The sequence below is a fragment of the Bacillus sp. REN16 genome (assembly GCF_020731355.1).
In the GTDB taxonomy this organism is placed as follows: Bacteria; Bacillota; Bacilli; order Bacillales; family Bacillaceae_L; genus Ferdinandcohnia.
This window is the reverse complement of sequence record NZ_JAJFZK010000003.1, coordinates 103,236-117,248: the sequence shown is the minus strand read 5'-3', so window position 1 is coordinate 117,248 and position 14,013 is coordinate 103,236. Positions and strand designations below refer to the sequence as shown.

Annotated in this window: 11 protein-coding genes; 6 read left to right on the top strand and 5 right to left on the bottom strand. The window is 43.6% G+C overall.

From position 1 onward, the window contains the following. Positions 1-95 precede the first annotated feature (95 nt). The 3 genes from LKW28_RS04425 to LKW28_RS04415 all read right to left on the bottom strand — a co-directional run bounded on the left by LKW28_RS04425 (position 96) and on the right by LKW28_RS04415 (position 2,112). Positions 96-812 carry a TIGR02206 family membrane protein gene (locus tag LKW28_RS04425; protein WP_229139143.1) on the bottom strand — a complete coding sequence of 239 codons (717 nt, stop codon included), beginning with the start codon at positions 810-812 and terminating at the stop codon, positions 96-98. Positions 813-1,198: 386 nt separating this feature from the next. After that, entirely contained in the window at positions 1,199-1,660 is a 462-nt protein-coding gene (locus tag LKW28_RS04420) for a hypothetical protein (protein ID WP_229139142.1), read from the bottom strand. Between the two features lie 143 nt (positions 1,661-1,803). Further along, a complete protein-coding gene (locus tag LKW28_RS04415) occupies positions 1,804-2,112 on the bottom strand; it encodes a hypothetical protein (RefSeq protein WP_229139141.1) in 309 nt (102 codons plus the stop codon). A 315-nt stretch (positions 2,113-2,427) separates the two neighbouring features. Here LKW28_RS04415 and LKW28_RS04410 point away from each other — a divergent pair, with 315 nt between their 5' ends. After that, complete coding sequence (locus LKW28_RS04410; protein WP_420708811.1) at positions 2,428-2,964, top strand: glycerol-3-phosphate responsive antiterminator; 537 nt, start codon at positions 2,428-2,430, stop codon at positions 2,962-2,964. A 395-nt stretch (positions 2,965-3,359) separates the two neighbouring features. Here the strand turns inward: LKW28_RS04410 and LKW28_RS04405 are convergent, their stop codons facing one another. Beyond that, complete coding sequence (locus tag LKW28_RS04405) at positions 3,360-5,180, bottom strand: putative bifunctional diguanylate cyclase/phosphodiesterase (protein WP_229139139.1); 1,821 nt, start codon at positions 5,178-5,180, stop codon at positions 3,360-3,362. A 447-nt stretch (positions 5,181-5,627) separates the two neighbouring features. On the opposite strand from LKW28_RS04405, the gene LKW28_RS04400 reads away from it, so the two are divergent. From LKW28_RS04400 to LKW28_RS04390, 3 genes are all read left to right on the top strand, one after another. Next, a complete protein-coding gene (locus tag LKW28_RS04400) occupies positions 5,628-5,858 on the top strand; it encodes a DUF1659 domain-containing protein (protein WP_229139138.1) in 231 nt (76 codons plus the stop codon). A 36-nt stretch (positions 5,859-5,894) separates the two neighbouring features. After that, complete coding sequence (locus tag LKW28_RS04395) at positions 5,895-6,110, top strand: DUF2922 domain-containing protein (protein WP_229139137.1); 216 nt, start codon at positions 5,895-5,897, stop codon at positions 6,108-6,110. Positions 6,111-6,260: 150 nt separating this feature from the next. Beyond that, positions 6,261-6,431 carry a YvrJ family protein gene (locus LKW28_RS04390; protein WP_229139136.1) on the top strand — a complete coding sequence of 57 codons (171 nt, stop codon included), beginning with the start codon at positions 6,261-6,263 and terminating at the stop codon, positions 6,429-6,431. A gap of 443 nt (positions 6,432-6,874) precedes the next feature. Here LKW28_RS04390 and LKW28_RS04385 read toward each other — a convergent pair whose 3' ends face one another. Beyond that, positions 6,875-7,258: a VOC family protein gene (locus LKW28_RS04385; RefSeq protein WP_229139135.1), complete on the bottom strand. Its 384-nt coding sequence runs from the start codon at positions 7,256-7,258 to the stop codon at positions 6,875-6,877. A 96-nt stretch (positions 7,259-7,354) separates the two neighbouring features. Between LKW28_RS04385 and LKW28_RS04380 the strand changes: the two genes are divergently transcribed. Together LKW28_RS04380 and LKW28_RS04375 are read left to right on the top strand one after the other, a co-directional pair. Next, entirely contained in the window at positions 7,355-12,412 is a 5,058-nt protein-coding gene (locus LKW28_RS04380; protein WP_229139134.1) for a LysM peptidoglycan-binding domain-containing protein, read from the top strand. A gap of 484 nt (positions 12,413-12,896) precedes the next feature. Then, positions 12,897-13,991 carry a YecA family protein gene (locus LKW28_RS04375; RefSeq protein ID WP_229139133.1) on the top strand — a complete coding sequence of 365 codons (1,095 nt, stop codon included), beginning with the start codon at positions 12,897-12,899 and terminating at the stop codon, positions 13,989-13,991. The last annotated feature ends 22 nt before the right edge of the window (positions 13,992-14,013 follow it).

Sequence of the window (14,013 nt, the reverse complement as noted above, 5' to 3'; positions counted from 1 at the left end):
TGGTGTTCGCCTATTTTTTTCCAAAAACAAGGTGCGGTTCTACTGTTTCCTTTGGGTCGCGGGGACAGTTCCTTTATCTTAAAACAGCCGTTAAGTCAGTTAAGCGACTTAACGGCCTTTTCTTTTTTCATCAGGAGTGCCATCGGAAAGTAGGTAATCAAAAAGACGATGACACCGGCAAGTTCAAGGGTCACATAATACATGATGCCTGAGCCGAAGTAGGACAGAATAGTGGTTGATTCGGTTGGATTTGCTAGGTAAAAGTAATTGGTATCGAGGAGAAGGTTGATGAAAAAAATCGGAACAGCGATTATATTGAGCAGCAAAAAAGCGGTCCCAACCGCTTTTATCGGGACACGGTAGCCCTCAAAAAGAATGAAATAGAGTACTGACCAAGCAATTGTGGCATGATGAAGGAAGTATTTGAGAAATCGGTAGTGCGGAAATTGATGGAACAATTCAGGAGTCACCATGCTTAAGATGGGTGGGAGGAGCCCTGTAAAGAAGACAAGGTAGAATGCTTTATTACTAGGCTTTAAGAATAGGAAGATACAGATAAAAGTGCTGACGGAACAAAGATGCAGCGGGAGATCGCCAACTTCCCATTGGTTGGTTGCGATTAGCCAAATTTGGTGAGACACTTCGCTTGCAACTAAGATGCCAAAGAAGGTCCATTTGATGATGGAACGATATGGTCTGAGAATCTTTCTGAAGGCAATGAGTAAGAAGGTGATGAGGATAAAAATGATGAGCGTCACAATATGCGAGGCGGAAAACAATTCAAATGTCTGCATTCCCTCGGCAGAAAACATGCTGCCACCCCATTTCTAAAAGAAATTTGTGGTTTCTATTAGTCTATTCAAGCGAGGGAGCGGTTTAGACGTAGGGACTAACTAATGAATTGGATTTTTAGGGGCGGGAGGGGCAGTTCTCGCATTCTGTGGTAGATGGTGGAATTTTGGCTTTGTCCGATATATTTCGGTTTTGGGTCGATATATTTAAAATATGATCCGATATCTTGCCAATTTTGTCCGATATCTTGCCAATTTTGTCCGATATATTCGAAAATTGGTCCGATATCCGCTGGGGAAGGGGAATTTGCGTATGCGTGGACCCTAATCCCCGTGCGAAAATGTACACCCCATTAGTTACTCCGCCTTCCGGCTGCACCCGAAAGGCTTTTATCGTGGAGTAAACCCTATTGATACGACCACAAAATCGTCCAGTCACCGGATTCTTGGACAGCGAAGACATCCTGGTGGATGGTGAAGGTGCCGTATGTGCTTTTATAGGTTTGAGTGATGTGCACTTTGTAGACGTCGTGGAAGGTGGTCGTGTTCTTCGTCATCTGCCAGGATTTGAGTTTTTCCGCGTCATCCACTGTGTACTTGAACGAATCGGTCCCGAAATGGCCGACAAATACGTGATTGCGCTGCTGGATGTAGTCGGCTTTTTCAAACCGCTCCTGCATCAGGGGATGGAACAATTCCCATGAGCTACCGAAATCCGCGTCCTGCTCGTATTTATAAAAGGAGTCGACAAGCTCCTTCGCTTCCTCCTCCGGTGACGTGCGAAACAACGTGAGAAACAGAATAAAAAGAAGAATGACCCCAGCTATTAGTAGAATGAACGGAATGGGTATGCCGCGTCTTCGTCTCATATGTAAACAAAAGCCCCCTTAAGCTTGTTTACTACTATGGATATGCGTCCCGAAAGTTGTCCTAGTACAAGATTTGATTCTTGATTTTATTTGGTACAAGGGACCTGTCCCTTTCGATCCGCGGCAAAAAAATACGCCAGAGCCTATGCTCTAGCGCTAAATTTACTGAATCGAGTTAAAACCGGACGACGTGGCCCTTTACCAAGTCTCACAAAATAAAGCCGATCTTCCAGTCTTTTATAAAAACGAATTCCTACAATTCTTAAAGGCGTCCAAATTTCTTTAAACGTATAATATGGCAAACTAGCTCTCCCCCCCCAATCGAAAAACAAGAATTCCGTTTTATTGTTTGAATTTTTAGAAACTGTCAAAAGAATGATAGCATGTCCAAAATGATAAAAATGGAGAAACGTGTAGAAAAAAATTAAATTTTTTTGGGCATTTTCAGACAAAAATCGCTAAAAAACCCCCTTTTTAGGAAAGTTGCCTCAAAAAAACCCCAATAATCGCTATAAATTTACATCGATTTTCCCAATATACAATTCTTTAATACATTGGTACTATATAAGTATAGTAATTTTTTAGATTGGTTGTATGGCCAATTGAACTAGTGCTAGTTAGTGTAGAGAATGGGGGTTTTCTACATTTGACTATATATTTTACCTGTAGACTTTTTTCTCTATTGCCCTGCTCAAGTATGAGTAGGGTCTTTTTTTGCATTCAACCGTCGTAAGTGTATACTACATATAAAGATGGAGGGGAATCGGGTGAACCAACAAATATTGCCTGCATCGACGACGATGAAGGAATTCGAGTATTTTTTAAAAAGTAAATATGAAATTGGGATTTTTACGGAAATTCACATTGCACAATTGAAACATATTAAGAGGATGGCAGAGCAGAACGGGAAAAAGATGATCTATCATGTGGATATGGTACAAGGGATTAAAAATGATGAATATGCGACAGAATTTATTTGCCAGGAGTTCCAGCCATTTGGGTTAATTTCGACAAAATCGAGTGTGATTCAAAGAGCGAAGCAAAAGGGAGTTTTTGCAATTCAGCGGATGTTTTTGATTGATACACATGCTCTTGAAAAGAGCTGCAAGCTAATTGAAAAAAATAAACCCGATTATATTGAGGTGCTGCCTGGGGCGATGCCGTGGATGATTCATGAGGTGAAAGATAGATTGAATATCCCTGTGCTTGCAGGTGGGCTGATTCGGACAAAAGAGGACGTGCAAAAGGCACTAGAAGCGGGTGCGACTGCCATTACGACGTCAAAAAGGGAGCTGTGGGTGTAACTTTATGTAACGAAATTAGTTGCAGCCTCCGACAGATGCCCGATTTTTTGCTGCAATTTGGCATAATTTGTTGGTGAGATTTTCTGTAAGCGTTGTCATTATTACGTTATAATATAAGTAAGACAAGATGAGGAGGCGAAGTGATGGAAGAGAATACGAATCAATTGGCGGTTGGTATGGTGTGGGGAACGACATTGAGTATACCCCTTTGGATTGCATTTTTTGGTTGGTTGAAGCTTCTGTCACATCTCATCTTCTAAACGTTTCATTCACTCCCCTAAAGATTAATAATCGAAGGGGAGTTATTTTTTGCCGCGGTGATTTGGGACCTCCCTGTTTCCAAAAAATAGGGAAACGGCGGAACCGTCCCCTTGTTTACTCCTTGTTTACTCTGTTTACTTCTTCAGCCATTTTTCCTCGAATTCGGCTTTTGGGAGAGGGGTGCTGAAGTAGTAGCCTTGGCCGTAGGTGCAGCCTTCGTTTATGAGAAAAGTGAGTTGCTCGTTTGTTTCGATGCCTTCGGCGACGACTTTGACGTTCAGGTTATTGGACATTTGGATGATCATTTGGATTAAAATTTTTGAATCTGTATTAAAGTTTTGGATAAAGGAGCGGTCGATTTTTAAATAGTCGATTGGCAGCTGATGAAGAACGCTTAACGAACTATATCCGGTGCCGAAGTCATCCAGGCTGATGCTGATACCGAGCTTCTTTAATTGGTACACGGAATCAATTGATTTTTCCATATTGAACAGAGCGCTTTCGGTAATCTCAATGTCTAAGCGTTCTAAGCAAGCGGCGTCACCTTCATTTACTTCCTGGATAAAATGATACAAGCTTTGTTTTTCAAAATGTTTTGCAGATATGTTCACTGAAATTTTTCCGAAGTCATAGCCCGCCTCTGTCCAGGAACAAATCAATCCCAATGCCTCTGTAATCACCCATTCCCCGACATCCACGATTAGTCCCGTTTCCTCCAGTACATGGATAAAAACATCGGGACTAAGTATGCCTTTTTCAGGGTGGTTCCAGCGTAATAAAGCTTCGGCTCCACGGAGTCTGCCCGTCTGGATCTCGAATTGTGGCTGAAAATACATTTCAAATTCATGTTTCTCAAGAGCTTCCTTCAAGTCCTGCTCAAGCTTAAATCGTTCCTCGACCTTTTGTAAAAGGGTTTCATGATAAAAAACAAGTTCGCTCCCGCCATGTTCCTTGGAGGCATACATCGCAAGGTCTGCCTTCCTTAGTAGTTCCTCAATCGATTCGGCATCAAACGGGAATCGCGCAATTCCAATGCTAGCAAAAACCTCTAAGACAAATTCTTGATAGGTAATGGGAAGGCGTATTTCATCTGCAATGGCTGTTGCAATTTTTTCAATCGCCTCGAACTGAACCTCAGGAAGGGTAATGGCAAATTCATCTCCACCGATATGATACGCCACACCCTGATCGTCTTTTTCTCTAAGCCGATTTGCAACCGTGGTTAAAACGAAGTCCCCAGCTAAATGTCCATAACGATCATTTGTCTTTTTAAATTCATTCAGATCGAGATAAATAAGGCTAAAAGGAATTCGTTTCGCTAACATTTCAGCCACATCCTCACTGAGCTTCCGTTTATTCGGCAGATTGGTGATGGGGGCATGGTAGGCCATGAATTGGATCTTTTCCAGGTTTCTTTTTTGCTCGGTGATATCATTAATCATCCCATATATTCCATGGATTTTATCTTCTACTGTAATTGGGATATTTCGAATAAACACGTCAATCATTTCACCCGCAGAATTATAGATTTGCACCTCATATTCAACAACTTCTCCTGCCAATACTCGTTCAAATCGTTGTTTTGTCGCTTCTTGCTCGTGTTCAGGTAAAAAATGATTAAAATGTAAACCGAGGATTTCATTCCGATTCATTTCTGCTAGTTTTTCTGATGCTCGATTTAAATCAATAATCACTCCGGTCGGATCCGTCATGATAATCGCGACCGTGTTTAACTCATAGAGGGGTCGAAAATAACGTTCTTGCTTGTTGAATTTTCGCTGTTCCGTAAGTAACTTTCGATTGTATCGATTAACGAGTAACACGATGACCAATAGTAATAGACATTGGAAAATGAAACCACTTGTAAATAAACGATCATTATAAAGGGTTACTTCGCTCAGGATGGGCTGGAGCACAGTGAGGAAGAAAGTTTCTGTCATTATAAAAAAGTCCATATGTACACCTCGAAATACATCTGTACGGATAGTATGAACTATAATAGTGTAATTATTGGAACAACAGATATTTTTTTCTTTTTAATGTATAAGATGGTTTACATCGGGCAATGATGAATAGTGTATTCCCCCCCTTTGTTTATATATTTTTGTTGAACCTCCTTTTTGGAGGTATTTTTTTTGCCATTTTTTTCACTTAATACAGCAGAAGTTTACTACTTCTGCTGAATTAAGTGAAAGCCTCCGGCGGATGCCACAGATTTTTAAAGGAAGTTTTCGATCATAGGATCAAAGACTAAGTACACCACTTCCTGTGGCAACGTCTTTGTGACCCACATCGTGTGTGCCTAAAAATCTGGGCGCAAATTCTTCGAGAAGAATTTGATTATGGATGCCCCTTTTTGCCCCCTACCTCTCTATAACATAGGTGTAAAGGAGGTGAGGGACATGGCAGCAACACAGGATATTCTACGTACACAGTTACGCTTTGTGTTTGAAAATGGGATTGATGGCAAGGGAAGAATGATCTTAAAAAACAAAAACTACAACAACATCAACCCAGAAGCATCAGCTGACGCTTTGCATTCAGTAGCCGTTGCAATCGATAATCTTCAAAGCTTAGAGCTTGTTGGCATTGAACGCAATAACAGCTACGCATTAACTGGAGTTGGACAGTAAGGTTGAAGAAATTTAATAGAAAGGGGGAGCTAGAAAATGGCAAAAACACTTGAAATGCAATTTATTAATGAGGATGGAAAAACAGCTACTGTTTCCATTGAAAATCCAATTGAACCTGTTGATACAGTGGCATTGGCTGCCGCAATGGATCTCATCGTAGCAAATGACGTGTTCGTAACATCAGGTGGTTCGATTGTAGAGAAAAAAGGCGCACGTCTTGTCGAGCGCAATGTTGAAACAGTGGAACTTTAATTGGATCGGGCCAGCTCTCTATTAGGGAGTTGGCTTTTTTAAACAGGTGAACATGGGAACGGTTCCGTTGTTCGCCTATTTTTTTCCACCTGAGTGAAGCGGAGGTGGGTCCCTTGCCCTAAATTCAATTCTAGGAAAGGAGGAGGTTTGGTGGAACAGTTATTGCCTTTTATTCAAGAGGTGGGCTTTCCCGTTGTCGTGACATTCTATCTATTGCATCGGATCGAAACGAAGCTTGATAGTGTCATAGACTCAATCCAAATGCTGCCGCAAAGCATGAAGGCCGACCAAACATATGAAACCAGGAAAAGTATATCGTAGAAAATGAGGCACCTGACACGGATTGTAAACACCTTCAGTGGGGCTGGGGAGGTTCCGCAGATGGATGGCCCCCGCAGCGTATCATTATGAGGTTCACTGTTTTTTTTTGTAACATAAGAAGTTTTTTTCTTAAATGAGTAACTAGTGATATTAAGCGGAGATTTTCCGGTAGACTAGAGAATTGAGCTCGATTCGTGGGATATAGGCGGAGGTTTTCCGATTAAGCAAAGAAAAATGACCCATTTTCACGTTTTTCGGGTCAATAGCCGGAATCTGTCCGTCTATTAAAGCTATTTTTAGTTATATTTCCAGATTAAGAGAAATTTCTCCGCTAATTTCTCAAACTCGCTTTAACGTCTAATTGGTCAAAAGGCTTAGAGATGTGAACTCTAAGCCTTTTTGACGTTTAAGTGAATTACCATCTTTCACCTCACAAAATACAGTCAGGGTGCCACCAACTCAACCTTAATCCGGTCGGGATCCTCAAAATAGAGAGCGTAATGGTCTTCTCCGCCAGCATAAGGTGTTCGATCAGCATACAGAATGGGAATCCCTTTCTCCTGTATTAACTTTCGCACCTTGTCCACATGTCCTTTTGACTGCGCATGAAACGCCAAATGATTTAACCCAACTCGACAACGATGATACGGAACATCCGAAAACCGCTCCTCCACCTGCACAAACACAAGATAGGTCTCGCCATATTTCCAGCTAATTCCGGAATCCCACTCCTGATATTTTTTGTATCCGAGCTCTTTTAAAAACCAGCCCCAAAATTCCTTGGACTTTTCCAGATTAGACACATATATTTCAACATGATGCAGCATAGCAATCCCCCCTGCGTCAATCTTAACTAAAAAAGGAATGAATTAAAAGGAAGTTGAGAAACTAAAAAGTAATGATTGGATAAGGGGGTGTTCCGTTTGGAAATTCAAGGGTATAAGCTTATGAAAAATGATGATGATTATACACTAGTTGTCTTTGTGGAGACTGGATTGACAGAATTTGCATCAGAGTTTGGCGGTCATTTTCAACAGGAAAAAAAGGACCTGAATACACAAATCCGCGTACTTGTAAAAGAAAAATTCCCGCACCTGCCGATTAAGGTCGCAAAGGTGCTAGCGGGCTCGATGCTGATTACAACCTTCTATTTAGGAACGAATGCGCCAAATGTCGGGGCGCAAACGATCAGCGGTCAAACTCAAACCGTCAACGACATGTACACAGTAAAAGCGGGCGATACATTATACTCGATCGCAATGCGCTACAATGTGTCGGTGGATTCGATTAAAAAAATCAATGGGCTTGCGTCGAATATGCTGTTTGTTGGCCAACAACTGAGATTGCCGTTTTTTACATATACTGTGACCTCAGGCGACACACTTTACAGTATTGCAAAGCGTTATAACACAACGGTTGATCAAATCCGCACAACGAACTCCTTAAAATCGGACATGCTGATGATTGGACAAAAATTGCGGATTCCACAGCTTCAGTCTGTAAGTGCGCCAAAACCGGCGGAGGAAACCGTGACACAACCAGCGCCTACGCCAAAACCGGTGGAGGAAACCGTAACACCACCTCCGCCAACAACAAAACCGGTAGAAGAAACGGTGACAACTCCTGCACCGACTCCTGTTACGGCGACCTATACTGTTGTTGCGGGTGATACGCTGTATGGAATTTCTACACGATTTGGGACGACAGTTGATGAGTTAAAGTCGCTCAACAATCTGACATCAAACGTGCTGAGTATTGGGCAGGTGCTGAAGGTTTCAGGAAATGAACCCGAGACAATTGTGACAACTCCCGCACCGACACCTGTCACGTCTACTTATACCGTAGTCGCGGGCGACACATTATATAGCATTTCAGTAAGGTTTGGAACGACAATTGGTGCGATTCAAGCTGCGAATAATTTAACAACAACGAATTTATCAATCGGTCAGGTGCTGACGATTCCTGGGGAGACGACTGTAACTAAGGAACCTGTGCCAACGGAAAAACCTGCACCGGATGTTCCAACAGTAACCCTTGATGCACCAACCTTGGTTCATACACAAATCATCAATAGCCAGTCGGCTGCGGCCTATCCGGTGAAAGGAACGGCCGAGCCTGCATCACGGGTGCAAATTACCTTTTTTGATGGAGTGAATGCACCGATCACAACGGAAGTTCTCGCGAATGAAAAAGGAGAATTTAGTGCGTTTGTAAGTCTGGGTGCATTGCGCGACGGTCCGGTTTCGATTACAACGAAAGCTGTTGATTCGTCTGGAAACGAAAGTGGCTTGACGAAGCTGACGGTGAAAAAGGATACCACGGTCGAGGCGCCCATTTTTCAGGAATTACGAGACATTACCGGTCAAAATGCAGCTAATTATACGTTTGCAGGAACGGCTGAGCCAAATGCGACCATTACGATTCGTGCCACAGATGGTGTTAATCCAGCAGCGGAAACAACAGTTACAACGGACGTAAGCGGCGCATTCCAAACGGCACTCAATCTTACCGGATTGAATGATGGAGCGATCACAATTACGGCAACCACAACAGATGAAGCCCAAAATAGTTCATCACCAGCACAGGTTTCCGTGACGAAGGATTCCTTTGTAGGCGAGCCTGTACTTGATCCGAAGCAGACGGTCAACACACAAAACGCCAACAGCTACACACTACTTGGGATGGCAGATCCAGGTGCGACTGTACAAATTGTGTTATCTGACGGAGTGAATCTAGAGATTACGGTGGAAGCCGTTGCGAATGAAAACGGCGAGTTTCGGACATCAATTGATCTTCGTACCCTGAATGACGGCGAAATTTTTGTCACAGCAAGTGCAATCGACGAGCACGCAAACCGAAGTAGGATCGAGCAGGCGACTCTCATCAAGGAAACTGCCCTAGCGCCACCAGTCATCAATAATACGGAGATGATCAACGGTCAAACAGCAACTAGCTATCACATTTTCGGAATGGCACAGCCAGGTACAACCGTTGATATCACAGTGTCAGATGGGGTGAATCCGGATATTATCGCATCGACAACAGCTAACGAAAATGGGGAATACAATGCCGAAGTTGATGTAAGTGCCTTGCTCGATACGAGCCTGACAATCTCTGCGTTTCAAACGAGTGCGGCAGGCGTCACAAGTAATGTCAGTGATGTGACGGTTGAAAAAGACACCAAGGCGCCTATCGCACCGATTTTTACTAATAATCATTTTATTACAGGTGAAAATCAAACAACTTACGAACTAATTGGTAAAGCCGAGGCAAACACAGATGTTCAGATTCGCATTTTTAACGGAAATGGCCAAGTGCAGGTCGTGAACGCAACCACGAATGAGAACGGCGAATACCGTGTTCCGGTTGACCTAACTGCATTTTCGGACGGAGATCTGTCGTTTGAATTAACCCAGGTCGACCGAGCGGGTAATGTAAGCCCTGCTGTAACAAAAACATTGGTCAAGGATACGGTGGGACCAAAAGAGATTCAGTTGGAAACGCCACTGCCTATTTTTTCAGATAATGTGTTGGTCTATCCGATTCGCGGTGTCGTCGAACCACATAGTACAGTTGTGGTCGAAATTTCGGATGGTGTCAATGTTGTTTCTAAAACAGTTGGAACGAGTGACGACGGCAGGTTTGAGAAGATTTTTGACCTAAGCACGTTGAAAGATGGTGAGCTGACGGCCACATTCCGTGCGACCGATAACGCTGGAAACGCTGGCGAAACACGAACCTTAACATTTGAAAAAGATACAACGGCACCGGGTGGGGTGGTGACGACTCAACCGAATTATGTGAACCAAGCGAACCAGTCCAATTTTACAATTACGGGCTCAAGCGTGGAGGAAGGTGCGACCGTTGAGATGGTCGTCAGTGATGGAACGACAACGGTGAGACAGACCGCTAAGGTTGTAAACGGTGCGTTCAGTGCCAATCTGAATCTGTCGGGACTGAAGGATGGACCTTTGACCTTTGAAGCGCGGCAAACAGACCGGGCTGGAAATCGAAGCATTGTGGAGGCACTAACGCTTGTGAAGGATACAGTCGTTGAAAATGCGGCCGCAACGAAAAACGGCTTCCGCTATGAAAACATGCAGTACATTTATACTGTAATTGGAACGGCTGAGGCGAACGCCAAGGTTGAAGTTTCCCTTTTTGATGCTGATAAAAATGTTATCGTAACGCGAATCGCAAATGCGGATGAGAATGGATTTTATTCGGTGGATGTGTATGTAGACAAGGCTTCTAAGGTTGCATCAGCTTCTGTTACGCAAACGGATCAGGCAGGAAATACAAGCGGGGCAACCAATGTTTCACTGAGCTCGTATACAGTTACCCAGGGAGACACCCTGTATTCTGTGGCGAAGCGTTACAACACGACGGTTGATTCATTGATGACGCTGAACAATTTGACGAGTGACGTGCTTCAGCCGAACCAAACCTTACGGCTGCCGATTACAGCAAGCGAGGTGGTGAACCTTGGCTATATGTATTTCGGCAATACAAAGGAATATGTGAATACGGTGAATTCAACGGGACATGCCGTGAACATCGTCTCACCCAGCTATTTTGATATCAATCCGGACGGGACGCTGAAGCTTACCTACCAGGTTGACCCGAATTTTATCGAGACCATGCATAGACAAGGTATTCGCGTTGTTCCATTTTTAAGCAACCATTGGAACCGCGATGTGGGTCGGGCGATGCTTGCGAACAAGGAGCTCGCAGCCCAGCAAATTGCGGATGCAATCGCGCGTTATAACCTTGATGGAGTCAATGTCGATATTGAAAATGTAACCGATGCGGATCGCACAAACTATACCGAATTTGTCCGGCTGCTGCGTGAAAAAATTCCGCCGACAAAGGAAGTTTCCGTTGCGGTTGCGGCTAATCCGAATGGCTGGACGTCGGGCTGGCATGGGTCGTATGACTACGCGAATCTTGCGAAATACGCAGATTATCTGATGATCATGGCATACGACGAGAGCTATCAGGGTGGCAATCCTGGCTCGGTCGCAAGCTATTCGTGGGTTGAAAAATCAATTCAGTATGCGCTGGCGCAAGATGTCGCGCCAGATAAAGTCGTCCTTGGAATCGCACATTTTGGGCGCTATTGGATGGAAGGTCAAAGCTATGGCGGCTATGGAATTTCAAATACGCAGGTTCAAACCTTGATTGACCGCTATAACGGCACCGTTGTGTTTGATGAGGTGAGCAAAACACCAAAGGCGACGATCACGATAAAAGCTGGCGACCCAGTAACATTTGTAAATGGAACCGCGCTTTCACCGGGAACCTACACGATATGGTTTGAAAATGATGAGTCGATTCAGGAAAAGCTCGAACTTGTTGGCAAGTACAATATTCGCGGTGTTGGAAACTGGAGCATCGGCCAGGAAAACAAAAGCGTCTGGAACAGCTACACAACCACATTGCCTAACACCGTTCCGGTGGTATCACCGGTGTACACGGGACCCATTCAGAACTACAAAACGTACACCGTCGTGGCGGGAGATACGCTTTGGGGAGTCGCAAATCGGAATGATACAACGGTGAGTGAGCTGAAGGAAGCAAACGGATTAACATCAGATTCGTTGTATGTCGGACAAGTATTGCGGATTCCGACGGATGTCGCGGAAAGTGTGGTCATACCTCCGCCAGCACCTTCTTTGTCTACACCTGCATATACTGTGAATTATACAGTCGCAGCGGGCGACACACTATCTCGGATTGCTTCGATAAATGGGACAACCGTGACCGCCATAAAAAATGCCAACAACTTAACATCAGACATGATCTACGTCGGGCAAGTGTTAAAGGTACCAACAAACGTTGTCGTCTATACAGTCGCGTCCGGTGATACCTTATACGGAATTGCCAATCGGTATAATACCACCGTTGCCAACATAAAAACGGTGAATAACCTAACGAGTGACATATTGAGTGTTGGACAGACGTTGAAAATACAGGTTTAAGTAGTGGGGACCCGAGTGCCTTTCGTGGGCGTTCGGGTTTTAATTTTGGGCTAGTGACAGTAAATCGGGATTAGTGACAGTATTTTTAAAATAGTGACAGTAAATCGGGATTAGTGACAGTATTTCTTGGATAGTGACAGTATTTTTTGTGAAAAATGTGTGTTGACGCAAAACTGAGCGGAACGACGCAAATCCTGTCTTGGCTGACGCAAAAAAATGAGATTTGACGCAAATATCAGTAGATCGACGCAAAAAAATGAAAGCCAACGCAAATATTTGTGAATTGACGTAAATCCTGTCCCAGCTGAAGCAAATAATTGAAATTTGACGCAAATATCTGTGAACCGACGCAAATATGTGACCAGCACCGCAAATCCACAAGTGAACCGCTCCCCCCTCCTGAAAAATATATCCATTCACATTTTTTTACATGCAATTATGATATGATAGAGTCATAGTTAAATGAGAAGGGTGAATGATTTTCATGAAGGTTATTGGACGGAACAACCTTTGTACGTGCGGGAGTGGGAAGAAGTATAAAAAATGCTGCGGCCGGTCTGCGGTTGTTTCAATAGATCAAGTTGTGGAAAACGAGCTGAACGATATCCAGCATGATCTGTTTCAGTATGCGCTTCACTTGTATGATGAGTTTTTTGATGACGTTTTGGATGAGTATGCGGACATTTTCGATGAGCTTCCAGAGGATGTGTACGAATTATTTTCATTCTTTTCACGGGTTTGGGTGATTAGCTCAATTCCGGCGGATGACAAAACCATTTTGGAAGAGTATGTCGATATTTATGGTCCAAAATGCAGCCGCCCGCGTACCCGTGACCTTTTACAAAAATGGAAGGCAGCACGACCGTCTGCCTACACGGTGACTGAAGTTGATGAGCAGAGAACCTATATGACGGTACGCAATATTTTTACGGAGATTGAGCACCGCGTGCGGATTTATGAAACAGAAACTGGAGTGGAAGCAGGTTATTTTGTGTTCGGCACGCTGTTGCCTGCCGGGACGAACTCCATCTTTTTCCCGACATTTCTTGAATTGCCAACGCAATTTGCGGGAGATATGCGAAACTTGATTTTTGACCTCTTTGAAAAAAGTCCGGAAACCAATCCAGTTGATTTTATGTCGCATGAATTTATCAATGTATTCATGGTTTTTATGTTCGGAAAAGATGCTGTATCCGTAGAGGATTTCGATTGGAAAACGACAAAACAGCAAGAGGTTGCCGAAATGTTCCAGGTTCGGATGAAGGAGTACAATTACGAAGAGGAAATTATCGGGATTGGTCTTTCATTGTGGCATCAATATTGTGAGCAAAAAAATCCAAGGATTATCAAGACTGGGATTTATGAAGCGGCATTGGTGTATATGGTTGAACAAATATATCCATACGAGGGCCATTCCACTCAGGAAGAGCTCGCGAAGGAGTATGATGTGTCACCAAGCAGCATTTCTGCAAAATTTAAGGAACTTGAGAAAGTCCTTCAGGAGGAAATCAGAAAATACGAGGCTCTTGTTGATGCAGCTGAATTTGATGATGACATCCTATGGAATGATGAAGAATAGTAAAACAACCCACTTTGTTGGG